A 25,967-nucleotide genomic window follows, 5' to 3' on the forward strand; every position below is an offset into this window, starting at 1 on the left:
ATCAGCAAACCACGTGCCCGCGCGGACGGCACGGCAATTGCTGCGTTGCGGCTTTCCTCCAGGAGACGGCATGCTCGCAAACTGGTTGCCTGAGGTCCGGGGCCTTTCGGACCATCCGCTGATGCTGTGGGCATTGGCGCTGACGGCGGGCGCCGCGTTGTTCTTCGCGCTGAGCGCCGCCTTGCGGATCACGCGGTCGCGGCTGCGGCAGCGCGCCGACACGCCAGGCCATCCTCTTGCGCGTTCGGTCTCCGAGGTCCTGCGGCGCACCAACAGTGTCATCTTGCTGTTGCTGTCCATCCTGATCGGCGCCGAATTCATCGGCGCCCCACTGCCCTGGAGCGCGGGCAAAGCCCAGCATCTTTGGTTCGTGCTGTTGACGCTTCAGCTCGCCCTGTGGCTCGACCGGGCAGTCGAGGTGGGACTGGATCATGCACTGGCCGCGCGCGGCCAAGTCAATGCCGTCACCGCCACCTTGTTCCGGTTCCTGCTGCGCACGCTGGTTGCCGTCATCGCCCTGCTGGCCATGCTGGACAATCTGGGCGTGAACATCACCGCGCTGGTGGCCAGCCTGGGCATCGGCGGCGTCGCCGTCGCGCTGGCGGTCCAGACCATACTGAGCGATCTGTTCGCCTCGATCTCGATCGGGCTCGACAAGCCCTTCGAGGCTGGGGATTTCATCGTCTTCGGACAGGTGGCCGGCAGCATCGAGCACGTGGGCCTGAAGACGACGCGCATCCGCAGCCTGGGCGGCGAACAGATCGTGTGTTCCAACACGGAGCTGCTCAAGCAGACCATCCAGAACTACAAGCGGATGCAGCAACGGCGCATCATCTTCACCGTCCGCATCACCTACATGACGCCGGTGGACCGCGCCGCCACCGTGCCGGAGCTGATCCGACAGCAGATCGAACGCCAATCCGGCACCCGCTACGACCGGGCGCACCTGGCCCGTTTCGGCGATAACGCGCTGGAGTACGAAGCCGTCTACTACGTCATGACAGCGGACTACAACCGCTACATGGACATACAACAGGAGATCAACCTGGGCATCATGCGCGAGCTGGACACGGCAGGCATCGCGCTGGCGCTCCCCGAACGCATCGTGCACCTGCCGGCGCCCGCCCGGCAGGACGCCGATGAGCAAGCCGGCTAGCGGAGCGCCGGTGGGACCAACGCGCGGTCCAGCAGCGCGGCCAGGCGGGCGAGCCCCGCCTCCACCGGCCCCGAGATGTGCACGCGCAAGCACGGCCGGCCCCGCGAGGCCAACTCTTCCATGTCGCCCAAGGCCTGCGCACGCTGCATGGCGGCGAAACCCAGGGCGTGGCCGGGCGCTTCCAGCTCCTCCCCGGCGTCCGCGGTAATGAACAGGAATCGTCCGCCCGCGGGGCCGCCCTTGTGCAGCTGGCCTATGGAATGCAGGTAGCGCGGACCGAACCCAACCATGGTTGCAGCGCCGGTCGCCTGGCGCAGCCGGCAGCGCATCCCGGCGAGGCGCGCGTCATGGACCGGATTCCGGGCGACATAGGCCAGCAGCGACACGTAGTCGCCCTGATCCATTCCCGCAAAGTACGACGCCAGCAGCTCGATCGCGGTCGCCCCCTCGGCCTCGCCATGGAAGGCCAGCGCGCCTTCGACCAGCCGGGGCATAACGTCGGCTACGCCGATGCCGGCTTCGTGGCGCGCCGCCAGGGCCTGCGTGCGCGCCTTGCTGGCTTCCACGTCCGGCTGATCGAACGGATTGACGCGCAGCACGGCGGCGGCCACGGCGGTGGCCATTTCCCAACGAAAGAACTCCTGGCCGAGCGACTGGGCAGACGGCAGTTCGCAACGCGCCACCGGAAATCCCGCAGCGGCCAGCCGCCGCATGCGCGTGTCCAGCTCGGCGCCGGGCGTATCGCTGCGCGCAAGATGGACGAACATGCGGTCGCGGCCATAATCGCACGCATCCCCGGCCGGCTCGTGGGCCACGGGAATGATGCCCCGCCCATCCTTGCCGGTGGATTCGGCCAGCAATTGCTCGAGCCAACACCCCACGTACTCCAGCCCGGGCGCGGCCAGGATGGTGAGCTTGTTGCGGCCGTCCAATGCTGCCTCGCCCAGCAGCGCTCCCAGAAGCAACCCCGGATTGGTGCGCGCCTGGGCCTGCCCCGCGCATGCCCGCACCATGGGGCGGGCGCTGCGCAGGAATGCCGCTGGATCGTGCCCCAGCAGCGCCAGCGCGACCAGTCCGAAGGGCGACAGCACGGAGTTGCGCCCGCCCACGGACGGCTCGCCCTCGAAGGCGGCGGCATAACCGTCCGCCCGCGCGCGGTCCAGCATCGGAGACCCCGGATCGGTAATGGCGACAAAGCGCTGCCCCGCTTCCTGCCGTCCAAGCCGCCGCGCCACCTGTTCATGGAAGTAGGCAGCGAGCATGCGCGATTCCAGGGTCGATCCGGACTTGCTGCAGACGACAAACAGGCAACGCGTGAGATCCACCGCGGACTGCACCGCGCGCACCTGGGCCGCGTCGGTGGAGTCCAGCACGTGCAGGCGCAAGCCTCCGCTGGCCACGCCCAGCGTACGGGCCAGCGCCTCCGCGCCGAGGCTGGCGCCCCCCATGCCCAGCAACACCGCATCCGAGAACCCAGCCACGCACAACCTGCGGCAGATTGCCGTCATGCGGCCGAGCGCCCGCGGCGCCATGCCGGGTTGCAGCCAGCCCAGCCAGCGATCCTCATCGGTCCCGGTCCACAGCGTGGCGTCGCGTTGCCACAGACGCGCCATCCAGGCTTCGTTTTCGGCTTGCTCGATACGCTGGCGGATACGCGCGGCCAGACCGGCCGGCGCCTGGAAGCCGAAGCCGTTGAGCGCCGCCTGACGGCCCAGGGAGACAGGGGCTCGTTCGCCGTGGCGTCTTCCCAAAAACCGGGCCGGGCGTTTTGCCTGAACAGCATCGTGGGTAAGAGGAGTATGCATGGGAAGGGCCGGCCGACCGGCATGGGAAGAAGAAAGGGGAAAAAATGGAGGGAAAAAGGGCGGCTCGCGGCCGCCCTCCCGAGCTGCGCCCTACCAGTAGGGATCCTGGTTGTAGTACTTGTGCACGCTCAACGCCCAGCTTTCGTCCGCCATCCTGGGCCAGTCGTCCTTGTCGAAGCCCGGCGCGTTCTTCAAGACCTCCTTGTCGACATTCAGGATGAAGCACTTGCGGTCGGTGTCCAGCGTCAAGGCCGCCCACGGAATCGCGAAGAGCTTGTCGCCCATGCCCAGGATGCCGCCGCGCGACAGCACGGCGTAGGCCACGCGTCCCCGCGGCACGTCGATCATGATGTCCTTGATCGACCCCAGGCTTTCTCCCGAGGCGTTGACGACGTCGTTGCCGTCAAGGGTGTCCGCCGCCATGATCTCGGGGCCAGGCCCGGTCGCGGAATCCTTGGGGCCGCCAACGATATTGGTTTGATGCTCCATACGTCTCTCCTATGCGGGGACCATCCCCACGTTGAACCACGGTCATGGCTGTATCGCTACGCCATTTCTTGCGCTCGATCCGAGTGGACCTATTCAGCAAGCGCCATGCCCATCCGGCCACTCGAAGACGTCCCGCCTGGCGTACGCGCTGGCGGGACGGTACGCAGCGGCCGCTCAGCCCTTGCTGCGCGCCCCAGCGCCTCGATTGCGCCTGCTTTGCTGATCCTGTCCGGTGCCTATTTGGCTGACATGGCCCTCCTTCTTGGTCCGGTTCTGCCCATCGCGGTGGCTGGCCTGGAGTTCCCGGTCGGTGTCATCGGCCGAAGGATTGGGTTTGCGGTCTTTGGGTTTCATGGCGGTCGTCCTCGTGACGGATCACGACCTCTCAGCAAATGCCATGCCCCAACTGCGTCTGTGCCTGCGCTGCCCGCACGCGGCACGGCGCTTGCTATCGAAACGCCATGGAAAAATTCGCCCAAATCTTCGAGTTGCAGGCGGGCTTTGCCGAAATGATCATCCGCGGCACGACCATGTATTGGGTGCTGTACGCGTTGCTGCGTATTTCCGGCAGACGTGACATGGGCTCCCTGGGAATGGCGGACATGCTGGTGCTGGTCTTGGTGGCGGATGCCGCGGGCAATGCCATGTCGGGCGATTCGTACTCCATGGGGGACGGCATCATCGTTGTCGCCACCATAGTCGGCTGGAGCTACCTGCTGGATCGGGTGGGCTATTACGTTCCTCCCTTGCGTCGCCTGCTTGAGCCACAGCGCGTCTGCCTGATCCGGTCCGGCAAAGTGCTGGTCCATGGACTCAGGAAAGAGCACATCACCCGCAGCGAACTGATGGAGCAACTAAGGTTGAAAGGCGTCGCCAACCTGGCTGAGGTCGAAAGAGCCTATCTGGAGGCAACAGGAGAGTTCAGTGTGGTCCGCGTGCAAGAGCGCTCCAAGGCGGGCGCCTCCACGCTGGAAGACGACGATGCCTGCGGTTAGCGTCCACCCGCAGCAGGAATGCGCACGACCGGCGAGGAAGCGGCGCGAATCGGTATATTTTTCCGGTGCGTTCGAGCTTGGGATGGAACGCCCGCTAGCGACGCGAGGCGTTCACAGGGCAAAGCACCTTTCCTTTCAGGATCACCGAGAGCCGTGCGCAGCCGGGCATGACGCTTGCGGATAGGTTCCAGCATTTCCCACATAGGAGCGTACTCATGAAAATCCGAGCTTTCACCTACGCGCTGGCCCTGTCCGCCGGACTGGCTTCGGCCGGTGCGCTGGCGCAGTCAGCCATGCCCACCTCGCCGTCCAACACGCCCAACGACAGCACCGCCGTCCCCCCCAACCAGCCCGTGCCGCCCGGACAGAAGCCGCCCGCGCCAAATGCGACGCCGAACACGCCGACCAACCCGCCCAACCTGAACAAGAGCGACCACACCCGGTCGGACATGCACAAGACCGACAAGCAGGGTCGCCACCGCGAAGCCAACGACAACGTGCCCAGTACCAAGGGCGGTGGCGCGGCGCCGCCTCCGGGCTACCCGAACTCGGGCGGTTCCAAGTAAGCGCGCAACGACGACGTGAACGCGAACCGCATACGGGCGTAGTTGTTTAGTTGTGTAAAGCACGTCCGGCAGGTTCTTCACACTCCTTAAAAGACCTCGGAAAGATTCATTCGACTGGATCGATACATTGCGCGGCAGCGGTCTGCGGACCTCCAAAAAACTGCCGTGCAAGCGAGGTTGCCCATGTCGGAAGTCGTCGTCTATGTCAGAAGCCAGCCCCGGCTGGGCGACCAGATCGTCGCCCTGCCGGCGCTCTATCAACTGAAAACCTGGTGGGCTTCCAGGCGGATCCGGGTGGTGGCCCGCGACGACCTGGCCGGCTTCTACCGCGGCGTGCCCTGGGTCGACGAGTTCGTCCGGGCCGCCACGTTCGGTGACTATCTGCGCACGCTCAAGAAGCACACCCCGGTTTGCGTCAGCCTGCATCACAGCAGCGAACGCTTCGGCCTGATCAACCTGCTGCGCCGGCCAACCATGCGCTTCGGCTTTCACAACGCGCGGATGAGCGACCTGGCCTGGACGCACTCCCATCGCAAGAGCGTTGCCGAATACATCGGCTTGGCCAATCTCCGGCTGTTGGCGTCGTACCGGCAGTTCGACGCCGAGGCCGTGGCGCGCCGCTGCTTCCAGACGCTGGCCCAGCCGCACCAGCATGCCAAGCAGGGGGCCGACGTGGTCCTGATCCCGGGCGGCGGGTCTGGCGCGTTCAAGCGCTGGAGCCTGCTGAACTACCTGCGCTTGGCTGAGAGGCTAAAGCTGCTGCTGGGCCCGGACACCCGCTACCTGTTCGTGCTGGGAGAACAAGAGGTCATCGAACGCGACAAGCTGGAAGCCATGCGGCGTCCTGAATTTTCCATCGCCTACTGCCGCTCGGTGCCGGAGCTCAGCGCTCTCATGCTGCGTGCGCGCCTGATCGTGGCCAACGATTGCGGCCCGTCGCATATCGCCCAAGGCGCTTGCGTGCCCTACGTGGGCGTATTCAACGAGTCCAACCCGGAGTGGTTCTGGGATCGCCCCTACTCCGCCGCGGTCGTTCCCCGCCATCCCCGCGACGGCATCAATTCCATCACGCCCGACGATGTGCTGGGCGCCTGCCGCAAAGTCCTGGAGCATCATGCGCATCCTGCATACGCTGGCTGAGCGCAGCCTGGGCGGGCTGGAATTCCGCGTCCTCGAGCAATCCTCCTGGCTGCAGCGCCATGGCTACGAAGTGGCGATCGCGGCTCCGGCGGACAGCGAAATCGGGCGCGAAGCCCGGCAGCGCGGCCTGCGCGCCGTGGACATAGACTTCGACGTCGCCTACTCGCCGGCCACGGTCCTGAAGCTGCGGCGCGCGGTCAAGACGCTGCGCATCGACCTGATCGACAGCCACAGTCGCGCCGACGGCAAGACCGCCGCGCTGTGCCGCGACCTGTGCTCGGTCGTCAGGACGCGCCACTTCGCCAAGCCCATGCCTTCCTCGCCGCGTCGCCGGCTGGAATGGAAAATCGGCTGCGACCACGTCATCGCGACCAGCCTGCTGGGCAAGCAGGAACTCGTCGCGGCGCGCCTGGCGCCCGCGCAGCGGATCAGCGTGGTCGGAGAATGGGCCGCGGACGAATTCTTCCAATCCGGCGACACGCCGCAGTCACGCCTGCGCACCCGGCAAGCACTGGGCATCCGTGCCCCCGACAGCGCCTGCGTCATTGCCACCATAGGCATGCTGCGTCCCGAGAAGGGCCAGTCCGATCTGTTGCGCGTGGTGCACCGGCTTCGCCGCCAGGGCCTGCCCGCCATCGCGCTGGTGGTCGGCATGCCCACCGCCAGCACCAAGCCCTATGCCTATGCGCTGCACCAGCTGACCGTGGATCTGGGCATTTCCGAACATGTGGTGTTCGCCGGTCATCGCAACAATATTGCGGAGATGATCCGCGCCGCCGACGTGGTGCTGGTGCCTTCGGCCACCGAAGCCTGGTCGCGCGTGGTACCCGAGTCGTTCGCCACGCGCCGCCCCGTGGTCGCCAGCGACGTGGGCGGATTGCCGGAAATCGTCACGCCGGGCCAGACCGGTTGGCTGGCTGCGCCGGGCGACGTCGCCGGCTACGCGGACCGCATCATGCAAATCCGCAGCGATCCGGGACAAACCGAAGCCATGATCGGTAACGCCCGGGCCTACGCCGAAGCCAATTTCCGGCTTGCGGGCAAGATGTTCAGCACCTTGGAAGCGTACAAGCGGGCATTGCGCCCCGCCTGAAGGGCGGGCGCCACGGCGGAAGGGGTATCATGGTGCCCCCGATTTGTTTACCAGATTCAGTACCGTGACCAAGCCCGCCCTACTGCTCGTTCTGGCAATCGCCTTGACGGGTTGCTCCAAGCAGGAAGAGACCCCCTGGGAACGGCTTCAAGCCGCCACGCCGCAACTGCAGCTGGCCGCCAACACGCCGGAAGCGGCGGTGAAATCCTGGTGGCAGGTGCGCGACGCGCACGACCGCTATACCGCCACCGCCTGCAAGGAACTGGCCGAACTCTACCGTCCCTTCAGCGCCGCCGAAGACGCGCTGAGCACCGCACAGCTGCAGGCCCGGCAGAACGGCGACCAAAAATGCAGCGTCGAGATCTACGAGCGCAGTGTCGTCAACGTCGATGTCCAATCCGACACGCGCGCCTTCGTCGTCGCCCAGATCCGCAACACCACGCCCTCCACGCCCGGCTTTCCGGTGGACAACGACGAACGCGACCGCAAGGAGCGCGGCGTGCGCATGCAGTACCTGCTGGAACGCGCCGACAAGACTCAGGACTGGAAGATCGCCCAGGTGTATGGCCGCAACCGGTATTGCGAAGTGGCCCCGGTCAACGGCTGGTGCCCGCTGTACAACCAAGCGGCAGGGTCGGCGAATAGTTATGTTTATGAGTTCGGGCAGTAGGTGAGCCTCGGGCAGAAGCGCGTTCTGCCCGCATCCTCTTCAGGCCACCAGGAACACAGCTGGCCGCACCCGCACCGTCTTGCCCAACGTGCGCGCAACCGGCGATGCCTGCGCCGCGTCGCGAACCAGATCCTGCTGCGCCGCCGTCAGCGCCGCAGCGAAGCGCAAACTCACCTCGAATCCGGTTTCGTCATCCAGCCTATCGATGTCCACCTGCACCGTCGCCTCGGGCAACGCAACGCCGGCGCGGTCCGCGGCCATGCCGATGGACATGCAGACACAGGCCGCTAGCGCGCTTTCAAGGAGTTCGTGCGGCCGCATGCCCGCGGTTCCTCCCTTGCCGTCTTTTTGCGTGTCGGAGAGCAGGACGTTTTGGCCGTTCGTTACTTCCACGCCATAGGGCACGCCCACCCGTTTCGCCTTCACCATGCGGGTCTCCTGTCGAAGATGAAAGAGCCGACAGGCTAGGCCTGGATCGGGGACCGGGGAAGGCCAGCGGAGATGCTGGTATGGGATGTGACAGGGTGGACGTCATTGCAGCGCAACCGAAAAAATGGGCCTGCACGCGACCTGGCAGCACGGATACACCGTGCTCACCGACGGGCCGGCCGAAGGCGTAACATCCTCGGGGCTGACCCTCGACGATCCGAAGGAGCCGTTCGCGTGGGCTCCAGGCGCCAGCTCTGGCTCGTCGCCCTTAAGTTCTGTCTGGAACAATTAGGCAGATTTTTTGAATTTTTAGGCAGAATTCCGATTTGAAAAAGTGATTCACTCACGGTTCAGGCAAGCTTTCGCCTGCCATGCCCGCCCACCAAGGATTCCTCCATGACCCAACTTCAAATCAATGGCCAGGCCAAGGATATCGACGTCCCGGGCGAAACGCCCTTGCTCTGGACTTTACGGGATGAACTCGGCATGACCGGCACCAAATTCGGGTGCGGCATGGCGTTGTGCGGCGCCTGTACCGTGCACATGGACGGCGCGCCCATCCGGTCCTGTGTCACCCCGCTCTCCGCCGTGGCAGGCCACAGCATCACGACCATCGAAGGGATAGAGGCGGATGCGGTCGGCCGGGCGGTGCAACAGGCCTGGATAGAACAGAACGTTGCCCAATGCGGCTACTGCCAGGCGGGCCAGATCATGACGGCGGTAAGCCTGCTCAAGGTCTCGGCGCAGCCGACCGACCAAGACATCGAGGACGCCATGAGCGGCAATATCTGCCGTTGCGGCACCTATCCTCGCATCCGCGCAGCCATCCAGCAGGCGGCCAGGCTCCTCGCCCAGGGAGGCAAGCAATGACGCACACCGCTCAACTTTCCCGGCGCGGCTTTCTGCAGGGCGCCTTGGGCGCGCTCACCCTGACGGTCACGGCCAGGGGTTTGATCACGGCAGCCTGGGCCGCCGAGTCCCCCGCCCAGAAGTACGGCGCTGACAGCATGCCCGGCGGCACCGTTAACGACCCGCTGGTTTTCGTCAGCATCACCGCGGACGGCACCGTCACCATCGTCGCGCACCGCGCCGAAATGGGCACGGGCGTGCGCACCAGCCTGCCCATGGTGGTGGCCGACGAAATGGAAGCGCGCTGGGACCGCGTCAAGGTCATGCAGGCGCAGGCCGATGAAGCGCGCTATGGCAACCAGAACGTGGATGGCTCGCGCAGCGTGCGGCACTTCCTGATGCCCATGCGACGCGTCGGTGCGGCCGCCCGCCAGATGCTCGAAGCAGCGGCGGCAGCGCGCTGGTCGGTTCCTGTGGCCGAGGTCAAAGCGGTGCAACACGAGGTGCTGCACCAGCCCTCCGGGCGCCGGTTGACTTATGGCGAGTTGGCAGCGGACGCGGCCAAACAGCCGGTTCCCGCGGGCGATGCCCTCAAGCTCAAGGATCGGGCCGAGTTCCGCTATATCGGGAAGGAGCACGTGCGCCTGGTGGACCTGGAGGCCATCGGCAAGGGCCAGGCCAGCTACGGCATGGATATGCGCCTGCCAGGCATGGTCTATGCCGTCGTCGCACGTCCTCCTGTCGTCGGCGGCAAGCTGCGCCGTCTCGACAGCGCCAAGGCGCTGGCCGTGCCCGGCGTGCTGAAGGTCGTGGAGATTCCGCCAATGCAAGGGGCGCCCGCATTCCAGCCCCTGGGCGGCGTCGCAATCGTCGCGCGCAACACCTGGGCGGCCCGCCAAGGCCGCGACGCGCTGCAAATCGAATGGGACGATGGCCCCAACGGCAGCTACGACTCAAGCGCCTACCGCCAGACGCTGGAATCGGCAGCGCGCAAGCCCGGCAAGACCATGCGCAGCCAGGGCGATGCCGCGCAAGCCTGGGCCAAGGCGCCCGAAGCCGAGCGCGTCGCCGCGGAGTACTACGTTCCCCATCTGGCCCATGCCTCGATGGAACCGCCAGCGGCCACCGTCCGGATCAAGGATGGCCGCGCCGAGGTCTGGACGTCGATCCAGAACCCCATCGCCGCGCGCGATGCCGTCGCCGCCCGGCTGAAACTGGAGCCCGCCGACGTCACGGTCAATGTCTTGCTGCTGGGCGGCGGGTTCGGCCGCAAGTCCAAGCCCGATTTCGTGGACGAGGCAGCCATCGTCGCCCGCGCCATGCCCGAAGGCACGCCAGTCAAGCTGGTGTGGACTCGCGAGGACGACATTCATCATGACTATCTGCATACCGTGTCGGTCGAACGCCTGGAGGCCGTTCTGGACAAGAACGGCCAGGTCCAGTCCTGGCTGCACCGCAGTGCCGCCCCCACCATCGCCTCCCTCTTTTCGGAAGGCGCCAAGGGCCAGCAGCTCTTCGAATCGGCCATGTCGGCCATCAACATGCCGTACCGCATTCCCAACGTCCGGGTGGAAACGGCCGAAGTGGAGGCCCATGCCCGTATTGGCTGGTTCCGCTCGGTAGCCAACATTCCGCACGCTTACGCTGCCCAGTGCTTCATCGCCGAATTGGCCCACCGCGCGGGCAAGGACCCCAAGGATTTCGCGCTCGACCTCATCGGCCCGGCGCGCAGGATCGACCCGGGCACAATGGCCGACACCTGGAACTACTCAGAATCCCCCGAGCTCTATCCCTACGACACGGGCCGCCTGCGCGGCGTGATCGAAGCGGCCTGCAAAGGCGCGGAATGGGGCAGAACACTGCCCCAGGGCCACGGCCTTGGGCTGGCATTCTGCTACAGCTTCATGAGCTACACCGCCACCGTGGTCGAGGTGGCCGTGGATGCAAAGGGCGAGGTGCGCGTGGTGGCCGTGGACATGGCGATGGACTGCGGTCCGCAAATCAACCCCGAACGCATCCGCGCGCAGATGGAAGGCGGCGCCATCATGGGCCTGGGCCTTGCCCTTGCCAGCGAGATCACGTTCGAACGCGGCCGCGTGAAGCAGAGCAACTTCCACGACTATGAAGTGCTGCGCCACAACGCCTCGCCGCGCGTGATCCGCACGCATCTGGTCAACGACGATCACTCCCTGCCTCCTGGCGGCGTGGGCGAGCCCCCGGTGCCGCCCGTGGCGCCCGCGCTGTGCAATGCCATCTTTGCCGCCACCGGCAAGCGGATCCGCAGCCTGCCGGTGCGCAGGGTAGCCTAGGCATGGAGACGGTCGACGTCCGCGTGTTGCGCGAAGCCCGCGCCTGGCTGGCGGACGGGCACAGGCTGCTGCTGGCCACGGTGGTCAAGACCTGGGGCTCCTCCCCGCGCCCCGTCGGCTCCATGATGGCGCTACGCGAAGACGGGCGCTGCGTCGGCTCTGTTTCGGGCGGGTGCATCGAAGACGACCTGATTCATCGATACACCCGCGCCCATGGCACAGGCGCCATCGCGCAAGGCGCGCCTGAACTGGTGCGCTACGGGATCGAAGCCGACGAAGCGCGCCGGTTCGGACTGCCTTGCGGCGGCACGCTGGAGCTGCTGCTGGAGTTCCAGCCGGACTACGAAACACTGGACGCCCTGGTCCGGCGGCTCGAATCCGGCCAGTTGGTCCAGCGCACCGTTGACGTAGCCACCGGAGCGGTGACATTGGCGCCGGCCTCGACGCCCGCCACAGTGCAATTCGACGGCGCGACGCTTTGTTCCACGCTGGGGCCGCAGTACCGGATGCTGCTCATCGGCGCAGGCGCATTGGCGGAATACCTGGCCACCATGGCCTTGTTCAACGACTTTGCGGTGACCGTCTGCGATCCGCGCGGAGAACAAGTGGGCAGCTGGTCCGTGCCCGGCGTGCGCATCACGCGGGAAATGCCCGATGACGCCGTCCTGGCCCTCGCCCCCGACACGCGCACCTGCATCGTCGCCTTGAGCCACGATCCCAAGCTGGACGACCTCGCGCTCCTGGAAGCGCTGCACAGCCCGGCGTTTTACGTGGGCGCCATCGGTTCACGCCGCAATACGGGCATCCGCAGGCAACGCTTCATGGAGCATTTCGGCGAAACCGCCGCATCCCTGGAACGGCTGCATGCGCCAGTCGGCATCAATATCGGCAGCAGGACGCCCGCGGAAATCGCGGTGAGCATCATGGCGGAGATACTTGCCGTGAAGAACGGGGTTGTATTGCCTGCCATCGTCGATGGTTCTTGCCGGGGGCTACCTGCAGCACACGGTCCCGTGGCGATGACCCAACCCCTGACGCCATGAGCATCGCGCCCTGGGTAGTGAAAGGGTAAATAAAAAGCCCCGTGCAAGACATGGCTCGGAGCACTCAGGTGTGTGCCATACACACCTGGACAGCAAGGAACTGATCAAATAGCTAGAGCGGTCCGAGTGGAAACTGGGAGGAGTTAAGGGGGGAGGTCACCCACCACCCTTAACTCATTTCGCGTCACGCCAAAAGAATGGCGCCAGAGGCACCAATATCCATCCATTGCGCCCTGGTGTTGAGGCACGCGCATGCTCCTGAATCGGGTTCGCATACTCGCCCCAAGTAGAGAAAAACGCCAAAGCGGGCATGCCATTTTATTCATGATTCGTGCACTATTTGGTGCCGTCGTACTCAAACCAGAGGCTGCCGCCGTTCGACGGGGAGCGTCCATGCATGAAAGTTCGCTCCAGAAACTCTCTATCAACATATTCGTGATATTTCGCGCCAAACTTCACTGTGGCCTTAGGATTATCCAGCAGGAATGCCAGCAACAGGTATTGCTCGGTCCAATAGATATGCAGGTCACGCGCCCAGTCTGCCGGCATGCCGAAAGGTAGGAAGATGTCATGCACATGTACCCAGATCCTGCGTTTGATTTTGGGCAAAAGGCGCAGATACAGATGCAGGCAATCGCTACCGATCTTCACCGTATGAGTAGAGTCGATGAACAGCACGTCGCCATCTTCCAGGAAATCGTTCAGATCGCCGAACGTCTGGGCCTTCTTCTGAATAAGGCGTATCTCGCCCTTCTTCGCCCGATCTTCTAGGAAGCGTCTGGGAAACGGTTCAATGCAGGTCAGCTTGCCAACACCATTCCGACGCAGCGCTTCAAGGGCCACCAAGGAAGAAAAGCCGCTGCCGATCTCAACCACGTTCCGTGGCTTGAGCTTACGCAGAACAGCGTGGTATGCCATCCCGTCAATGAATGGGAATTGGTCATTGCTCCAGAAGAAAGCCGTGGGATTCTCGACATCGCCATCCTTAGGTGGGTCGAAATCAACAGAGTAGTCCGCCAGATTGATCAGCTCATCTCGCAAGCTAAGAGAGTCAAAAATTCCCGAATCCAAATAAGGGGGGACATTCTCATCCTTGTATTCGAAAGATTCGGATATCTCTTCTAAAGACGGAATATTCGAATAGAAGTTGGCCGGAATCACGGCGACTTGATTCTTCTGTAGTTGTCCCCTGACTTCCCGGGACGCCCACACTGCCTGCTGAGCGTCCGAGATGAACTGCGAAAGTTGTTGGCCGTCCACCTAGCAATCCCCGATCCAATGGTGTCGATAACCACACCTAATAGGAGAACTGCCCATGCGGCACCTCGCACCAGCAGTCCCCGTAAGTGCCCCTGTATATCTTGCGGGATTATATAGGTCATCGAGTCAGCACCTATCACTCATAGCCGGCGGACGGCCAGCTTCCGCCTGTCGACAGTTGCAGTAAAGCAAAGGACAAATTCGGACAGGTCGGCTCCACGCGCCTACTGCACTGGCGACAGGTTCGCCTCCTTGGCGGCCGCGGCATACATCGGAATCTCCCGGGCCATGGTATCGGCCAGGACCTGCGGTGCGCTACCTACAGGATCGATGCCCAGTTCCAGCAGGCGATCGGCCACGGCGGGCTCTCGCACGGCTGCGGATACGGCGCTCTGCAGCTTCTCGATGACGGCTTGCGGCGTGCCCGCAGGGGCGTACAGGGACGACCAGAATGACATTGCGAAATCCGGCACGCCGGACTCCGCGACAGTGGGCACGTCGGGCAACAAGGTAAAGCGCTTCGCCCCCGTGACGGCCAGCGCTTTCAGCCGGCCGCTGCGAATCTGGGGCAATACGGCCGCAGTGTCGATCAGCGCAAAGTCGATCTCGTTGGCCAACAAGGCCGCGACCACGGCAGAGTTCCCTTTGTAGTTGACCACCTCCGCTTCCAGGCCGACGCGCTTGGCGAAGAGTCCGGTCGCGAGCTGGAAGGAGTTGGCGCCCGAGCCTGCAAACAGAGGCTTGCCGCTCTTCTTGCCCTGGCCGACCAGATCGGCCACCGAGCGCGCCGAGCTTTCAGCCTTGACGGTCAGGATCATCGGAATATCCCCGACAAGGGAGATCGGCGCGAAATCGGCGACCGGGTCGTAGTCCAGGTTGTTGTAGATGGCCGGATTGACGGTCATGCCGCTGCTCGGCCCCACCAGCAAGGTATAGCCGTCGGCCTCGGCCCGCTTGACAGCGCCGATCGCAATGGCGCCGCTGGCGCCCGGCCGGTTCTCCACGATGAAGGGCTGGCCCAGGCGGCGCTGCAACTGCTCGGCCATCAGGCGGGCCAGGATATCGTTGCCGCCGCCCGGCGCGAAGCCCACGATCATGCGCACGGGCCGTGCCGGATACTCTTGCGCCGCGACACAGAAAGCCGACAACGCGAGCACTGCACCTGCCCACAAAGATAGAAACCGTTTCATGCCACGCTCCATTCGTTGAACACAGTACGCCGTTACTGGGGAATGCACGGATGGCCCATTCTCCACTGCCTCGCTACATTGGGCACGACCCAACGTGCCAGCCGATGCCGCTGGCAGCGACAGCACGCAACGGACCCCGGAGCCGAAATGGCGCCTGAATGGCACAACTGGAGCACCCACGATCACGGCCAGCACGCCCTGGCGTTCTGGCAGGATGCGGTCTGCGCCGGTGTGCTGGATTCTGAATTCCGCGCCGAACCCGACGCCGGATTCGCCGGCACCATGTCCAGCCAGAACCGCGCGGGAGTCCGGCTCGTGAACTTCGCGAGCTCCCCGCACATGATCCGCCGCTCCCAGCGGCAAGTCAGCCGTCTCAATGGCGATCACATCATGCTCAGCCTGCAATTGCAGGGCAGCGCCTTGATGTCCCAGGGTGACGAGCAGTTGTGCCTGCGGCCCGGAGAATTCGGGCTGCTCGACACCGGATCCGCGTTCGACATCACGTTCCCGGAAACAACCTCGCGCCGGCTGGTGCTGTTGCCACGCCACGCCTTGAGCGCGCGCGCCCCGGGCATGCGGCGGCTACGCGCGCCGGCCAGCCTGCCGGCCGATATGCCGTTCGCGCCCGTGCTTACCGAAGCCATGCGCCTGCTGACCGATACGACGGTGAAACTGCAGGACCGCACCGTCGACACGCTGCTGGATGCCGTCATCGAAATCGTGGCGCTGCATTGCGCATCCCTGGCGGACGCCGCGGCGCCCCCTTCCACCGAACTGAGCTTCGTCGGCGTGAAGCGCCATATCGATACGGCGATCGCCAACCCGGACCTGTCGCCCGCAACGGTGGCCGCAGCCTGCCGCATATCGGTCCGCACCCTACACCGCCTGTTTGCGCGGCATGCCGCCTTGTCGTTCGAAGCCTACGTGGTGCAGGCCCGCCTGACGCTCGCGCATGAGCTGCTGGCGGCCGGCAAGACCCGCACGGTCAGCGAGGCCGCCTTCGCCTGCGGCTTCAACAATCTCTCCCACTTCACGCGGCGCTTCTCCGAGCGATACGGCGAATTGCCTGTAAATCTGCTCAAGCAAGGGCAGACCCGCGGCTGACTGACGCCCTGGGCGGCGTCCACTGACGCGCTGGGCACAGCCCCGCGCACGGCCCGACGGCAGAATGAGCTTCATCCCGGCCCTGGCCGGCAAGCTTCCGTCGCACCATGCCCAAGACCATCACCATTCACCGCCCCGACGCGGTCCGCGCTGCCGCCGAGAGTTGCGTGCATTTCGGCTTCTGCACCGCAGTCTGTCCCACCTACGTGCTCGATGGCGAAGAGCTGGATTCACCGCGCGGCCGGATCGCCCTGGCGCGCGAGATGCTGGACAGCGGCGCAGCGCCCAGCCCGGCCGCCGTGCGCCACCTGGACCGCTGCCTGTCGTGCCTGTCGTGCGAAACCACCTGCGCGGCCGGCGTTTCGTATCACGCCATCATCGACGGCGCGCGTGAGCACATCGAAAAAAGCAAGGCCCGCCCGCTGACGCAGCGCTTGCTGCGCTCAGCGCTGGCCCGGGTACTGACGACCCCCGCGCTGCTGCGTCCGGCCGCGGCCGCGGGCCGGTTGCTGCGCGGCACCTCCGGCCGCCTCGGCGGCCCGTTGGGCGCGTTGGCCTCCCTATCCAGCGCCCCCGCACTCGCGGCTTTTGCGCCACGCACCGAAGCCGCTCCGCAGCCGCCCGCCAACCCGACGCGCCGCGTCGCGCTGCTGGACGGCTGCGCCCAATCGGTGCTCGGCGCCGAGATCAACGCCTCGGCCAAACGGCTGCTCACACGCGCCGGCATCGCCGTCGTCAACGTGCCCGGCGTGCAATGCTGCGGCGCGCTCGAACTGCACATGGGACGACGCGAGGCCGCCACTCGGCACATGGAACAGGCCGTCCGCAGCTGGTCGACCGCGCTGCTGGCGGGGCAGATCGACGCCATCATCAGCACCACATCGGGCTGCGGCTCCGTCATCAAACGCTATGAAGAGCTACTCTCTGACCGCCCCGAACTGTCGACGCAGGTGCGCCTGGTGGTCGAGGCCACTCAGGACATCTCGCAAATCGCCGCCAGTCTGTCGCTGACCGCCAGCGGCTCGGCGCTAGGCCTGGCCGTTTCGTATCACGACTCCTGTTCACTCAAGCACGGCCTGAAAATCGAACGGCCGCCGCGCCGCGCGCTGGGCAAGCTGGACATGGAGGTGCGCGATATCGCCGAATCGCATCTGTGCTGTGGCTCGGCGGGGACCTACAACATCCTCGAGCCGGCCATCTCGGACCGGCTGGGACAACGCAAGGCGGCCCACGCCTCGGCCGGCCAACCGGACGTGATCGCCGCTGGCAACATGGGATGCCTGGTGCAGATCTCGCGCTTCACGCCGGTGCCCGTGGCGCACACGGTCCAGCTGCTGGACTGGGCCACCGGCGGGCCGCCCCCACGCGGTCTTGAAGACTTCCGGCCCAAGCCGCCGCAGGCGGCGGCCGACACTCCAACGCCGGCGGCCACGCCGGTTCCGACAACCGCCGGCAGCGGCGATCTTCTGTGGTGAAAGACGTATGCCTTCCAATGACCCTATCGTAGATTTCGCCCATGCGGCGGCGGCCGAGCTTGGCGCGGACGCGATCTCGCTGAGTGACGACGTCCTCGGACGCTATGGCGAACATACCCTGCCCTGCGCCGACGTGCGCCCCGGCGCGGTCGCCTACCCCGACTCGACCGAGGCGGTGCAAACGCTGGTGCGCCTGGCCAATCGCTTCCGCGTTCAGCTCTATCCCATCAGCAATGGTCAGAACATCGGTCTGGGCACCCGCTCGCCCATCCGTCCCGGCCAGGTAGTGGTGGACCTGGGCCGGCGCATGAATCGCATCCTGGAAGTCAACGAGACGCTGGGCTATTGCGTGCTCGAACCCGGCGTGAGCTTCCGCGCCATGCACGACGAGCTGCAGCGCCGGGAAAGCAAGCTGATGATCTCGCCGACCGCAGGTCCATCGCAGGGCAGCATCCTCGCCAACGCCCTGGACAAGGGCGGCGGCAGCGGCGCCTACGCCGATCACTTCGGCATGAGTTGCGGCATGGAAGTTGTGCTCGGCAATGGCGACGTGATCCGCACCGGCGACGGCAGCCTGGCGGGTTCCTCGCATCCCAACTGGCACGTCTCCAAATACAGCTTCGGCCCCACGCTGGACGGCCTGTTTTCCCAATCCAACTTTGGCATCGTCACCCGCGTAGGCATGTGGCTCATGCCCCGGCCGCCGCATATCGAACCCTTCTTTTTCACCTTCCCCGACGACGAAGATCTGGGGGAGATCGTCGAACGCATCCGTCCGCTGAAGCTCAGCAATTTCGTGCCGACGCTGATCCGCGCCACCAACGACCTGTATCTGCTGTCCTCGGCGGCCACCAACCCCGAATACGCGGCCAGCGGCGGCAAACACGCGCTGTCCGACGAGGGCCGCGCCGCGCTGCGCAGGCAGTATGACCTGGGATCCTGGACCGTATCAGGCGCCGTGTACGGCGCGAGTCGCGCCGCCGTACAGCCCCAGATCGACCGCATCGCCCAGCATTTCCTGGCCTCGGGCAAGGGACGCCAGATTCCCCTGGAGGAAGCCGAGGACATCGGCCCCCTGCACATCGCCATCAACTCCAACACCGGCGTGCCGACCGACAGCGAATTGAAGATGCTGGGCTGGCGGCCGGGCGGCGGCGCGATCTGGCTGTCGGCGGGTTCCCCGGTTGCGGGTGACATCGTCAATAGCCTGCAGGCAGATGCACGCCGCATCTGCCGCGACCACGGGCTGGAATACCTGCTGTCAAACGTTTGCGGCGCTCGATTCGCCCGCGCCATCCACGCGATCATCTACAACCGCGAGGACGCCGACGAAACCGCCCGCGCCGATGCCTGCTACCGGACACTGGCCAAGCTGTTCGCCGATCGAGGCATTTTCGTGGGGCGTGCGCCGACGATGTATCACGAGTTCCACCAGGCGCAGCGCATGCCGGAGCTGGTGCGAGCTTGCGCATCGATCAAGGCGGCCCTGGATCCGAATGGGGTGATTGCGCCGGGGAAGTACGGGATCGAATGAAGATATTGGCGCGGCAGGAGGGGCTCGAACCCCCGACCTCAGGCTTAGAAGGCCCGTATGAAAGCCCAATAAGACATTGATCTTATTGGGCTTTTCTTTTCCGCCGTTAGAACAAATCGGAGTTATGGCCCACGTATTTATGCGGTTCTTGGGCGTTCAGTTCTAACGCAAATCTCCCGTCGTCCGACTTCAATGCAGGTATGTGCTGAAAACTGGCCTGGCGGTCTAGGCTCCTTGCAGGGGGCCCTGGCCTTACAGTGGCGGAATTCAACGCCCTACCCGTTGCCCAGCAGCGCCTGATCGTCTTGAGCGCCCGCGCGCCGGTCTACTATCTTGAACGCTTCCCCGACGAAGCCGCCAGCCTAGACTGATCCTATACTGGACCTTCCCCTTCCTGCTGGAGGTGCGTATGTGTTGTGCCGCATTTCCCTGAATGCGAGCGATGGCGCCGAGCTCAATTTAACGAGCCTTGCCTCCCTCGCAAGAACATCGCGACCTTCCCCTTCAACAACGCAGCATCATACGTAGCAGTGCTGAGCGCGCCCTGCAACACCATTCTTCGAATGTCGGTCGGCACTTCGTGCCAGATGCTCAAAATTGCTGCCCCAAGGCACGCAATGACTCGCCGCTCGCCTTCGTCAAGCACCCCTGGATCCAGCAACTCAACGAATGTGGGAAATTGCACCCCTCCTTCATTGAGCCAGCGCTCAATCTCAGAGTCATCATGATCGTGGTTCATGTCTATCCCCTGAAAAAAAATCTCCCGCAGCAAGACGCGCAATCTTTACTTTTAGTACCGACTTGTCGAACGCTGCCTGAGCAATCTCACGATTTAGCATCCGCTGGCGCGCATCAACTGGAAGGTCGTCCCACAGGCTCAAAACGGACGCCCCCAGGAAGGCCAAAATCCGACACTCAGACGCCTCGAACTCCTCGATAGCAAACGAGTTAGCAAGAGAGGCAAGCTGCGATCCCCCCTCGTCGTCCCACCGCTCCAGTGCTTTCATACCCATTGACTGTGACATGGCAGCCTCCAAGACGGTTGCATGAAGTCAGTGTAGAGCAGGTACCTCCACAGGTCTTACGCTTGTTTCAATTCAGTCGTAGGTCCTACGTGCCATTGAGCGTACTGTGAATACGTGGCACTCGCCACGACAACTAAAGAGGCACACATCATGACATTCCCCACTCGCTTCAGCGCAGCTGGCCCCCCCTCTCAACCTGGTCAAGACGACCAGCCCAACAAGCAGCAAGAGCAGCAAAGTCAGGAGCAAAAAGAAGAAGCCGCGCGTAAACAAGCGCAAAATGATCCGATAAAGCAGCGCACCCCTCAGTAGCGTATCGCACGCGTTCGGCCTAGATCCACGGAGAACGCAGCAGCCTAGCTGCCGATGGATGGCTGAAAACTTGTGAGCAGGCGCTGACTCGTCGCACGATTGCGAGAGCCAGCGTTGTCGTGATTCGATCTCGACCCACGATATTTCTGCGCTATTCAAAGGCCACGGTACAGGCCGACCGGTCCCCAAATTAGAACTTCGATTTGATCGACTGCTTCGCCATTTATCGCGGCCGTATCGCGCTTCGATTCATTTAGGCCGACCCGATCATGAAGCTCTTAGCTAAGTCATTTTTACGCGTCATTACTGCTTGCCGGAAATTCGTCTCATTCGGGACGTCGTTCAAGCATCTCGATTCCTCCCCAGCACAGTCCTCAACCCCGGACGCTGCAATGCTCTCGCCTTGGCGCGTATACAGGATCTACGCTCGCCCAGGACAACTGTTGCTTAGGAATGAGCAAGGCAGGATTTTTTACTTCGGCATTATGAAGGGAGCCGAGCCGAACTTAGCCTATCAGCTGGTCGTGCGAGGTCTCACAGGCCTAGGGTTCGCTTCCCGCACGCTACTACTTGATGACATCATTCGTCGGATTGAGAGCGGTGAAATTGCCGGCGAACTACTGGCCCTTCAAGAATGCGCGGCCGAGCCAGGAATCGATCTGGATCGCGGCATGCACGCCGACGTCTCGATGAAACAGGCTGGATAGACAACCTCACCTACGCTTGCAAGGTCGCGGCGAACGGAGTGGTCGCGGGCTTAGAGGATGAAGGCGACGCTAGACTCTCCTAATCTTTCATTTCCGACCGAAAGTTTTGGCGATAATCCTCCGCGCGTGCCAATGTGCGGTAAAAAACCGCTCCGACCTCCAGAAATTTCTCCACTTCGTCAGGCGTCAACTTTGTACCAACCTGAGCAAGGCAGTCGGCGTACTTCCCCAGGATATCCACCCAGTCCCCGAAATCCCTAAGCTCCGCCGACCTGCTAACCATCTGAACCAAAAGCTCGTCGCGTTCCATCGTACACCCCGTCTGTCGCGGCCTCACGCCGCGGTACATGCCAATTGCGGTCCGCATGTGCCGTGCCTAAATCGCCCCCCTGACAAATGTTTATCGCGCGTTAACTTATCGCGCGTTAACGTTAGCGCGCCAGGCAGTCTATGACGACCGGTTGGTGTGCCAGGGCCGGGAGCCCTCCGTGCTAAAGCGCGACCAGATGACGGCCGAACTGTTGGAATCGCTGCGCAAGGGGATGGCGCCGCGCTAGGCCGCTTAGTATTGACACACTATTGCATACAGCCCGCCAGCGGCTTCATAATTTCCACTCGACTATCCACTTTTGGAGGGTTCATAAATGTATGACTACATCCGAAAGCAGGGAGCCCAGGCCGCCCGCCAAGGATTGACTCGCTGGGAGAACCCCTACCTGAAAGCTCAGGCGATGCCGGGCCATACCGGCGAATCTCCCACCCGATGGCAGACAAAAGTTGACGCATGGGAGGCCGGATGGGATATGGAAACTGTCGCTAGACAGTCGGCGGTATCACCGCCCGGCAACAAGCGTCATGCATGACCCAATTTTTCCAACGCCTCATTTGATGAGGCGTCTTTTCGTTACGAACCGGAATGCCCAAGTTCATACATTTGGTCTGCCCGAAGCGCCTTACCACCAAGCGACGGATGCAACCCAGAACCATCATCTGGTACTCATATGAAGCCACAGGACTATGCACCAGGTGGCGACTTTGATCCGCATCCTGGTGCGCCGATCGAGGAGGGAGACAACATGGCTTCAAGCACTCGGTTATCAGACGTCATCGTCAAGATGCCTGATCGATCCACGTGCAGAATTGAGCGGCGTCTCGTCGCAAAGAATACCGGTTCAGGCGCGCCCGAACGAAGCTATATTTGCTCCTTACCCTCGGGCGAACCGGTTCAATGGTTGGGATCTGGCAAGTACCGCCTGCCATGTGGCGCGGTAGCTGTTGCTGTCGCGCATAAGCAGCCATCCAATGGGAAGGAGGACAACTCCGGGCCTTCCTAAGACTGACAGAGATCTTTCGCCCCTCAACGTAAGCGCGCCTGGCATGCCTCCAACTGCGCCGTCACCTGTCGGATCCCGGCTCGAAGGGCGAAGTAATCCGATCGAGCAGCTGGATCAAGTTCGGGGCGGGCTCCATCACCCACGCGGGCGGCGGCTCGGGCTTCGGACATTCCACCACTGGCGGCCGGGCATGTGGCGTTGACGTGCAGCCGCTGGCGGCCAGCGTCAACATCAGCCCGCAGGCCTTCATCCTTAGTTTGTGCACTGCGTAGCCCTCCGTAGGCCGCCCATTCGGCCTTTGCATTCCGTTCGTTGATCTCGCCGACTTCGGCGTACCGGCGCTGCATGATCTCCCGCGCCTGACGTTGGGCTTCCGCCACGCGGTCAGCCTCGTCGGCCCGCATGGAGGCAATCTGTGCGCCGTAACGCCAGCCTTGCGCCGTCCAGGCCGCGCCGCCCGCCAGTAGCGCGCCGGCCAGCACCGCCGCGGCGTAGCCCTTCCAGCCGATTAGCGCAGTCCCGATAGACATAGTGCACGCTCCTCAAGTCGACGGTTGTACAGGCCCCGAACAAACTTCCCGTCCGCATACGACCAGACTGGTTTGCCGTCAGGGCCATGCGCCAGAGCATTGCAACCCTCGGCTACACGCCCTGAATTGATCAAACCGACGGCCCGACTCGCGCACGTACGGGGTACACCGAAGTTATGCGAATGGCTACTCAGCGCGTCGAAGATCGGCTGGCTTATGGCCACGTGGATGCAATCGGCCAAGTCGAGCTGCCCCTTGCCAACCACCATCCGCTCCACCTCGGCGCAACGCTCCGGCGACCAATAGTCGCCCACCACTACGGGATAAGGGCTGGAGTGCTTCGTGATGCCCTTGCAGACGGTGGGCAGCCTCTTGGCCAATTTGTCCGCATACACGGTGTTCTGGCCCTCTCCTTCCCAGCGCCCCAGAAATTGCTGCAGGTCTGCCGAAAATAGAGTGAGGACACCAGAAGCGATAAGGGCGGCAGCGCCGCCCGTGATTCGAGTTCCCGTTTTCATAGTTCGCACCGCTCCTTTAGTGCCGCCATCCGCGCGTCACTTTCCGCTTGTTCTCTCCGGTCGCGCCGGCGCTGGTAGTACAAATTGGCCAGCAACCCGATCACCGCGACAAGTACGCCTAGCCATCCAATCCAATTGACTTGCGCTGCCCAACCCACCACGCCAGTGACGGCGCCCACGTCTGTCGTTCGATTTGCGGTGTAGATGGCCGCATCGTCCAGCTTCATTTCCTTGATCCTTTGGGGCATTGCGCCTCCGTATGGACGAAAAAAAGCCCGCCAATGCGGGCTCGCTGTAACCGCCTTACTTCCTGCGGATCACGCTGCTGCATTCCCCTTTTGGGCCACCAGTTCGGCAATGGTTTGGTCTTGTGCCGCAATGCGGTCCGCCATCTCCTGAAAGCGCTGATGCAGCCACTGGAAGCCGCCAGTCAGATCAGGGACCATCTTCGACGGGTCAACGCTCTGGAACTTCGGAATCGCTTCCTTCATGCCCGGCATCTGCATCATGTCATTTGGCTCGCCGATAACGGCCTGCCTGAATGCGGCTTGCAATTCGTCAGCGATAAACCCCCGGAATCGCTCACCACTTGCCAAAAGCCGGTAATCGCGCACGCGAGCCGCAAGCAAGCGCTCAACGCAGCTTTCCAGAGGAGCATCCTCGATTTCATCCTTTGCGCGTCGGTCCGAAGTGGTGCTGTAGTAGATCGTCGCGCCGTTGGCGGAGATATGCCCGATCTGGGTGCCAGCAGAGTTATGGAATGACAGGTATGTCGTGTCCACGGTGGAACGCGGACGCATCTGAATTCCGTACTGTTGGCCGCCCCCCTCAAAGGAGACAGAAACCCGGCTAGACAATTGCGGGACATGCTCGCCTCCAAACAGAATCCCCCCGGCCGGATCCAGACGCATCACCAGCCCAAAGGGATCTACGTTGAAATCCATTCTTGGGTAGTTGGGGCCAACCCCGGTACGACCAGTGGCAAACGTCGCGACGAGAGTGCCGCAGGCCAACCGCAGGTATTCCGACTCCCCCGTCGGCCGCGCGAATGCGTGGAAACCTGCCCCCAATCCGGCGCTCCCGGGCACCACGTTCAGCCACGTCAATGCAGCCGGGGTTGTGGTCTGAAATGCCGTCCCCGCCGTATGCGTCGCTTGAGGTCCGTCCAGCAATATGCGGTTTTGCGACGCTGACGACTTCAATGCCCGCTGCCACTCGTTCCAGCCGCTGTAGTTGAAGCGGTAGAACGACGTGTTATCAATCGCCATGTACTCCTGGATAACATCCTCGCGCCTGTCACCCCAACGTGTCACCCGGAGCTTTCCGGCGGCCTTCGTCGGATAGTTGCGCTCGGGCGTGGCGTCTGCCGTATAGGGGCAGTTGTGATCGCCTGGCTCGTAAACGTTGTTCAGGTTTCGATCAGTGAGGCTACCGTTCCGAAAAACTGCCTTGTTCATGTCCTCCTGAACGGCGTAAAGAAAGTCGTTTTTCTTCTTGAATGCGGAGCGCGGAGATTCCCCTCGCCTTCCACCGGGCTGGGGAGAGTCCAGGTCAACTTCGTACTGTGAGTAATCAACCATTTTCCGCCCCCTCCTGCGCCTTCGCTTCGTGCTCGGCGCGCACCGCGGCAACGGCCAGTTGGACCGTATTCATACCGATCAAATCGAGTCGCGCAGTAAGCCCGTTGATGAGCTCCGGCGTCAGCCTGTTGCCCATGTTCTGCATGAGTACCTGATGAATTTCTTCTTGCATGATCTGCCCCCCAGGCTATAGCCAGCCCGTCACGTCTATGTAGGCCATGTCGTTGGTTATGGACTTCGTGTAAAAGCCGTTTGCTGTCATTGGCGTCCAGCCGTAGAAGTTCCCCAGAACCTGGCTGAATCTAGAAAAAACGCCGTTGTTTCTGGCGGCGAACTGTTCACCCCATAGGATGGAAGTCCAGACACCGCTCGGCCCGCGCTGGCATTGATATCCTTGGCGGTAGAAGGATGGGCAATACGCCCACTTCCCAAAGGGAAGCCCCCCGTACTCAACGCCGTCATACGGCGCGCTGCCGCTGCCGTCAGCGTTCCAGTACCGCCCCATCTGCATCGTCCGATAGACGTTCATCGGCTTGGCAGTGCTCATGAAAATATGGCGCCCGTCCTCGGCCCAGATATCGAGCGGGCCGCCCGTTACCCAGGGCCGGTCGAAGATGTAGTATTCGACCGCCGCGCCATCGAAGCTGACCGTGTAGGTCCCGTTGCCATTCGGAACCAACGCTCGCATGCTCGAAAACTGCTGTGTCGGCCGAAAGAAGACCACCGGGTGTTGGTTTGCACTGAAAACTGACCCAGCGTTTGCATCGAAAACTGACCCAGCCCTAATTTGATTGGGAAAGGGTTGCCACAGATTTGGCTGTTTTACGCTCCTTTTTGGGCTGTGTGCTGCTGTT

At 63.4% G+C, this 25,967-nt stretch carries 30 protein-coding genes; 15 read left to right on the plus strand and 15 right to left on the minus strand.

The window, feature by feature from the left end; translation table 11 throughout:
* Positions 1 to 70: 70 nt before the first annotated feature.
* Positions 71 to 1,156, plus strand: coding sequence for a mechanosensitive ion channel family protein (locus tag IB258_RS26960; RefSeq protein ID WP_119449577.1), 1,086 nt, complete (start codon positions 71 to 73; stop codon positions 1,154 to 1,156).
* Here IB258_RS26960 and IB258_RS26965 read toward each other — a convergent pair.
* From IB258_RS26965 to IB258_RS26975, 3 genes are all read right to left on the minus strand, one after another.
* The gene (locus IB258_RS26965; protein ID WP_192353432.1) at positions 1,153 to 2,907 is read right to left on the minus strand and encodes a hypothetical protein; all 1,755 of its coding nucleotides are present in this window, start codon (positions 2,905 to 2,907) and stop codon (positions 1,153 to 1,155) included. The two genes, IB258_RS26960 and IB258_RS26965, sit on opposite strands and share 4 nt — an antisense overlap.
* A 144-nt stretch (positions 2,908 to 3,051) precedes the next feature.
* Positions 3,052 to 3,450, minus strand: a complete 399-nt coding sequence (locus tag IB258_RS26970; protein ID WP_054453518.1) for a PRC-barrel domain-containing protein — start codon at positions 3,448 to 3,450, stop codon at positions 3,052 to 3,054.
* A 174-nt stretch (positions 3,451 to 3,624) separates the two neighbouring features.
* Positions 3,625 to 3,804 (minus strand): hypothetical protein, encoded by a 180-nt coding sequence (locus IB258_RS26975; protein WP_125472928.1) that lies wholly within the window; start codon positions 3,802 to 3,804, stop codon positions 3,625 to 3,627.
* Between the two features lie 107 nt (positions 3,805 to 3,911).
* On the opposite strand from IB258_RS26975, the gene IB258_RS26980 reads away from it, so the two are divergent.
* The 5 genes from IB258_RS26980 to IB258_RS27000 all read left to right on the plus strand — a co-directional run bounded on the left by IB258_RS26980 (position 3,912) and on the right by IB258_RS27000 (position 7,914).
* Positions 3,912 to 4,445, plus strand: coding sequence for a DUF421 domain-containing protein (locus IB258_RS26980; RefSeq protein WP_125472929.1), 534 nt, complete (start codon positions 3,912 to 3,914; stop codon positions 4,443 to 4,445).
* A 215-nt stretch (positions 4,446 to 4,660) separates the two neighbouring features.
* A complete protein-coding gene (locus tag IB258_RS26985; RefSeq protein ID WP_054453523.1) occupies positions 4,661 to 5,011 on the plus strand; it encodes a hypothetical protein in 351 nt (116 codons plus the stop codon).
* A gap of 183 nt (positions 5,012 to 5,194) precedes the next feature.
* Positions 5,195 to 6,151, plus strand: coding sequence for a glycosyltransferase family 9 protein (locus IB258_RS26990; RefSeq protein ID WP_192353433.1), 957 nt, complete (start codon positions 5,195 to 5,197; stop codon positions 6,149 to 6,151).
* A complete protein-coding gene (locus tag IB258_RS26995; RefSeq protein ID WP_175182058.1) occupies positions 6,126 to 7,244 on the plus strand; it encodes a glycosyltransferase family 4 protein in 1,119 nt (372 codons plus the stop codon). Before IB258_RS26990 ends, IB258_RS26995 begins: the two co-directional genes overlap by 26 nt.
* Before the next feature lie 64 nt (positions 7,245 to 7,308).
* Positions 7,309 to 7,914: a hypothetical protein gene (locus IB258_RS27000; RefSeq protein WP_192353434.1), complete on the plus strand. Its 606-nt coding sequence runs from the start codon at positions 7,309 to 7,311 to the stop codon at positions 7,912 to 7,914.
* A 39-nt stretch (positions 7,915 to 7,953) separates the two neighbouring features.
* On the opposite strand, the gene IB258_RS27005 is transcribed toward IB258_RS27000, so the two are convergent.
* Positions 7,954 to 8,343 carry an OsmC family protein gene (locus IB258_RS27005; RefSeq protein WP_054453530.1) on the minus strand — a complete coding sequence of 130 codons (390 nt, stop codon included), beginning with the start codon at positions 8,341 to 8,343 and terminating at the stop codon, positions 7,954 to 7,956.
* Between the two features lie 396 nt (positions 8,344 to 8,739).
* On the opposite strand from IB258_RS27005, the gene IB258_RS27010 reads away from it, so the two are divergent.
* From IB258_RS27010 to IB258_RS27020, 3 genes are read left to right on the plus strand one after another with little or no spacing between them, the layout of a single operon-like run.
* Entirely contained in the window at positions 8,740 to 9,213 is a 474-nt protein-coding gene (locus IB258_RS27010) for a (2Fe-2S)-binding protein (RefSeq protein WP_054453532.1), read from the plus strand.
* On the plus strand, positions 9,210 to 11,501 hold the full coding sequence (locus IB258_RS27015; RefSeq protein WP_192353435.1) for a xanthine dehydrogenase family protein molybdopterin-binding subunit: 2,292 nt from the start codon (positions 9,210 to 9,212) through the stop codon (positions 11,499 to 11,501). Before IB258_RS27010 ends, IB258_RS27015 begins: the two co-directional genes overlap by 4 nt.
* 2 nt (positions 11,502 to 11,503) lie before the next feature.
* On the plus strand, positions 11,504 to 12,544 hold the full coding sequence (locus IB258_RS27020) for an XdhC family protein (RefSeq protein ID WP_054453536.1): 1,041 nt from the start codon (positions 11,504 to 11,506) through the stop codon (positions 12,542 to 12,544).
* Between the two features lie 336 nt (positions 12,545 to 12,880).
* Here IB258_RS27020 and IB258_RS30620 read toward each other — a convergent pair whose 3' ends face one another.
* Positions 12,881 to 13,804 (minus strand): class I SAM-dependent methyltransferase, encoded by a 924-nt coding sequence (locus IB258_RS30620; RefSeq protein ID WP_192330831.1) that lies wholly within the window; start codon positions 13,802 to 13,804, stop codon positions 12,881 to 12,883.
* A gap of 224 nt (positions 13,805 to 14,028) precedes the next feature.
* Positions 14,029 to 14,994, minus strand: a complete 966-nt coding sequence (locus IB258_RS27030) for a tripartite tricarboxylate transporter substrate binding protein (protein ID WP_192353436.1) — start codon at positions 14,992 to 14,994, stop codon at positions 14,029 to 14,031.
* Between the two features lie 147 nt (positions 14,995 to 15,141).
* Between IB258_RS27030 and IB258_RS27035 the strand changes: the two genes are divergently transcribed.
* From IB258_RS27035 to IB258_RS27045, 3 genes are all read left to right on the plus strand, one after another.
* Complete coding sequence (locus IB258_RS27035; RefSeq protein ID WP_054453540.1) at positions 15,142 to 16,098, plus strand: helix-turn-helix domain-containing protein; 957 nt, start codon at positions 15,142 to 15,144, stop codon at positions 16,096 to 16,098.
* 107 nt (positions 16,099 to 16,205) lie between these two features.
* Complete coding sequence (gene glcF / locus IB258_RS27040) at positions 16,206 to 17,573, plus strand: glycolate oxidase subunit GlcF (protein WP_192353437.1); 1,368 nt, start codon at positions 16,206 to 16,208, stop codon at positions 17,571 to 17,573.
* 7 nt (positions 17,574 to 17,580) lie between these two features.
* Positions 17,581 to 19,107, plus strand: a complete 1,527-nt coding sequence (locus IB258_RS27045) for an FAD-binding oxidoreductase (protein WP_054453543.1) — start codon at positions 17,581 to 17,583, stop codon at positions 19,105 to 19,107.
* 454 nt (positions 19,108 to 19,561) lie between these two features.
* Here IB258_RS27045 and IB258_RS27050 read toward each other — a convergent pair whose 3' ends face one another.
* Positions 19,562 to 19,846, minus strand: a complete 285-nt coding sequence (locus IB258_RS27050; RefSeq protein ID WP_192353438.1) for a hypothetical protein — start codon at positions 19,844 to 19,846, stop codon at positions 19,562 to 19,564.
* Entirely contained in the window at positions 19,830 to 20,132 is a 303-nt protein-coding gene (locus IB258_RS27055) for a hypothetical protein (RefSeq protein ID WP_149064103.1), read from the minus strand. Before IB258_RS27055 ends, IB258_RS27050 begins: the two co-directional genes overlap by 17 nt.
* 150 nt (positions 20,133 to 20,282) lie before the next feature.
* On the opposite strand from IB258_RS27055, the gene IB258_RS27060 reads away from it, so the two are divergent.
* Together IB258_RS27060 and IB258_RS27065 are read left to right on the plus strand one after the other, a co-directional pair.
* On the plus strand, positions 20,283 to 20,444 hold the full coding sequence (locus IB258_RS27060; RefSeq protein WP_192353439.1) for a hypothetical protein: 162 nt from the start codon (positions 20,283 to 20,285) through the stop codon (positions 20,442 to 20,444).
* A gap of 269 nt (positions 20,445 to 20,713) precedes the next feature.
* Positions 20,714 to 21,151, plus strand: a complete 438-nt coding sequence (locus IB258_RS27065) for a hypothetical protein (protein WP_192353440.1) — start codon at positions 20,714 to 20,716, stop codon at positions 21,149 to 21,151.
* 79 nt (positions 21,152 to 21,230) lie between these two features.
* On the opposite strand, the gene IB258_RS27070 is transcribed toward IB258_RS27065, so the two are convergent.
* On the minus strand, positions 21,231 to 21,461 hold the full coding sequence (locus tag IB258_RS27070) for a DNA-3-methyladenine glycosylase (RefSeq protein ID WP_192353441.1): 231 nt from the start codon (positions 21,459 to 21,461) through the stop codon (positions 21,231 to 21,233).
* 334 nt (positions 21,462 to 21,795) lie between these two features.
* On the opposite strand from IB258_RS27070, the gene IB258_RS27075 reads away from it, so the two are divergent.
* The gene (locus IB258_RS27075; protein WP_192353442.1) at positions 21,796 to 22,014 is read left to right on the plus strand and encodes a CrpP-related protein; all 219 of its coding nucleotides are present in this window, start codon (positions 21,796 to 21,798) and stop codon (positions 22,012 to 22,014) included.
* Between the two features lie 494 nt (positions 22,015 to 22,508).
* On the opposite strand, the gene IB258_RS30530 is transcribed toward IB258_RS27075, so the two are convergent.
* The 6 genes from IB258_RS30530 to IB258_RS27105 all read right to left on the minus strand — a co-directional run.
* Positions 22,509 to 23,015 carry a lysis system i-spanin subunit Rz gene (locus IB258_RS30530; RefSeq protein WP_255508615.1) on the minus strand — a complete coding sequence of 169 codons (507 nt, stop codon included), beginning with the start codon at positions 23,013 to 23,015 and terminating at the stop codon, positions 22,509 to 22,511.
* Positions 22,994 to 23,533, minus strand: a complete 540-nt coding sequence (locus tag IB258_RS27085) for a lysozyme (RefSeq protein ID WP_192353444.1) — start codon at positions 23,531 to 23,533, stop codon at positions 22,994 to 22,996. The genes IB258_RS30530 and IB258_RS27085 overlap by 22 nt, the downstream gene beginning before the upstream one ends.
* Entirely contained in the window at positions 23,530 to 23,760 is a 231-nt protein-coding gene (locus IB258_RS27090; protein ID WP_225590528.1) for a holin, read from the minus strand. The genes IB258_RS27085 and IB258_RS27090 overlap by 4 nt, the downstream gene beginning before the upstream one ends.
* A gap of 90 nt (positions 23,761 to 23,850) precedes the next feature.
* Complete coding sequence (locus IB258_RS27095; protein WP_192353446.1) at positions 23,851 to 25,113, minus strand: pyocin knob domain-containing S74 family peptidase; 1,263 nt, start codon at positions 25,111 to 25,113, stop codon at positions 23,851 to 23,853.
* Complete coding sequence (locus IB258_RS27100) at positions 25,106 to 25,285, minus strand: hypothetical protein (RefSeq protein ID WP_192353447.1); 180 nt, start codon at positions 25,283 to 25,285, stop codon at positions 25,106 to 25,108. The genes IB258_RS27095 and IB258_RS27100 overlap by 8 nt, the downstream gene beginning before the upstream one ends.
* Before the next feature lie 15 nt (positions 25,286 to 25,300).
* A partial coding sequence (locus tag IB258_RS27105) for a hypothetical protein (protein ID WP_225590529.1) occupies positions 25,301 to 25,967 on the minus strand: 667 nt, incomplete at its 5' end.

This window comes from Achromobacter sp. ACM02 (genome assembly GCF_014851605.1).
GTDB lineage: Bacteria > Pseudomonadota > Gammaproteobacteria > Burkholderiales > Burkholderiaceae_B > Achromobacter > Achromobacter aegrifaciens.

Excerpts from the sequence above, each read along its gene's own strand:
- IB258_RS27055 (WP_149064103.1), bottom strand. The coding sequence starts at position 20,132 with ATGTCACAGTCAATGGGTATGAAAGCACTGGAGCGGTGGGACGACGAG.
- IB258_RS27010 (WP_054453532.1), top strand. The coding sequence starts at position 8,740 with ATGACCCAACTTCAAATCAATGGCCAGGCCAAGGATATCGACGTCCCG.
- IB258_RS27070 (WP_192353441.1), bottom strand. The coding sequence starts at position 21,461 with ATGGAACGCGACGAGCTTTTGGTTCAGATGGTTAGCAGGTCGGCGGAG.
- IB258_RS30530 (WP_255508615.1), bottom strand. The coding sequence starts at position 23,015 with ATGTCTATCGGGACTGCGCTAATCGGCTGGAAGGGCTACGCCGCGGCG.
- IB258_RS27005 (WP_054453530.1), bottom strand. The coding sequence starts at position 8,343 with ATGGTGAAGGCGAAACGGGTGGGCGTGCCCTATGGCGTGGAAGTAACG.
- IB258_RS27100 (WP_192353447.1), bottom strand. The coding sequence starts at position 25,285 with ATGCAAGAAGAAATTCATCAGGTACTCATGCAGAACATGGGCAACAGG.
- IB258_RS26975 (WP_125472928.1), bottom strand. The coding sequence starts at position 3,804 with ATGAAACCCAAAGACCGCAAACCCAATCCTTCGGCCGATGACACCGAC.
- glcF (WP_192353437.1), top strand. The coding sequence starts at position 16,206 with ATGCCCAAGACCATCACCATTCACCGCCCCGACGCGGTCCGCGCTGCC.
- IB258_RS27035 (WP_054453540.1), top strand. The coding sequence starts at position 15,142 with ATGGCGCCTGAATGGCACAACTGGAGCACCCACGATCACGGCCAGCAC.
- IB258_RS27085 (WP_192353444.1), bottom strand. The coding sequence starts at position 23,533 with ATGAAAACGGGAACTCGAATCACGGGCGGCGCTGCCGCCCTTATCGCT.
- IB258_RS26985 (WP_054453523.1), top strand. The coding sequence starts at position 4,661 with ATGAAAATCCGAGCTTTCACCTACGCGCTGGCCCTGTCCGCCGGACTG.
- IB258_RS26990 (WP_192353433.1), top strand. The coding sequence starts at position 5,195 with ATGTCGGAAGTCGTCGTCTATGTCAGAAGCCAGCCCCGGCTGGGCGAC.
- IB258_RS27075 (WP_192353442.1), top strand. The coding sequence starts at position 21,796 with ATGTATGACTACATCCGAAAGCAGGGAGCCCAGGCCGCCCGCCAAGGA.
- IB258_RS27045 (WP_054453543.1), top strand. The coding sequence starts at position 17,581 with ATGCCTTCCAATGACCCTATCGTAGATTTCGCCCATGCGGCGGCGGCC.
- IB258_RS26980 (WP_125472929.1), top strand. The coding sequence starts at position 3,912 with ATGGAAAAATTCGCCCAAATCTTCGAGTTGCAGGCGGGCTTTGCCGAA.
- IB258_RS26970 (WP_054453518.1), bottom strand. The coding sequence starts at position 3,450 with ATGGAGCATCAAACCAATATCGTTGGCGGCCCCAAGGATTCCGCGACC.
- IB258_RS27050 (WP_192353438.1), bottom strand. The coding sequence starts at position 19,846 with ATGAACCACGATCATGATGACTCTGAGATTGAGCGCTGGCTCAATGAA.
- IB258_RS27020 (WP_054453536.1), top strand. The coding sequence starts at position 11,504 with ATGGAGACGGTCGACGTCCGCGTGTTGCGCGAAGCCCGCGCCTGGCTG.
- IB258_RS26995 (WP_175182058.1), top strand. The coding sequence starts at position 6,126 with ATGCGCATCCTGCATACGCTGGCTGAGCGCAGCCTGGGCGGGCTGGAA.
- IB258_RS26960 (WP_119449577.1), top strand. The coding sequence starts at position 71 with ATGCTCGCAAACTGGTTGCCTGAGGTCCGGGGCCTTTCGGACCATCCG.
- IB258_RS27030 (WP_192353436.1), bottom strand. The coding sequence starts at position 14,994 with ATGAAACGGTTTCTATCTTTGTGGGCAGGTGCAGTGCTCGCGTTGTCG.
- IB258_RS27065 (WP_192353440.1), top strand. The coding sequence starts at position 20,714 with ATGAAGCTCTTAGCTAAGTCATTTTTACGCGTCATTACTGCTTGCCGG.
- IB258_RS27015 (WP_192353435.1), top strand. The coding sequence starts at position 9,210 with ATGACGCACACCGCTCAACTTTCCCGGCGCGGCTTTCTGCAGGGCGCC.
- IB258_RS27090 (WP_225590528.1), bottom strand. The coding sequence starts at position 23,760 with ATGAAGCTGGACGATGCGGCCATCTACACCGCAAATCGAACGACAGAC.
- IB258_RS27095 (WP_192353446.1), bottom strand. The coding sequence starts at position 25,113 with ATGGTTGATTACTCACAGTACGAAGTTGACCTGGACTCTCCCCAGCCC.
- IB258_RS27060 (WP_192353439.1), top strand. The coding sequence starts at position 20,283 with ATGACATTCCCCACTCGCTTCAGCGCAGCTGGCCCCCCCTCTCAACCT.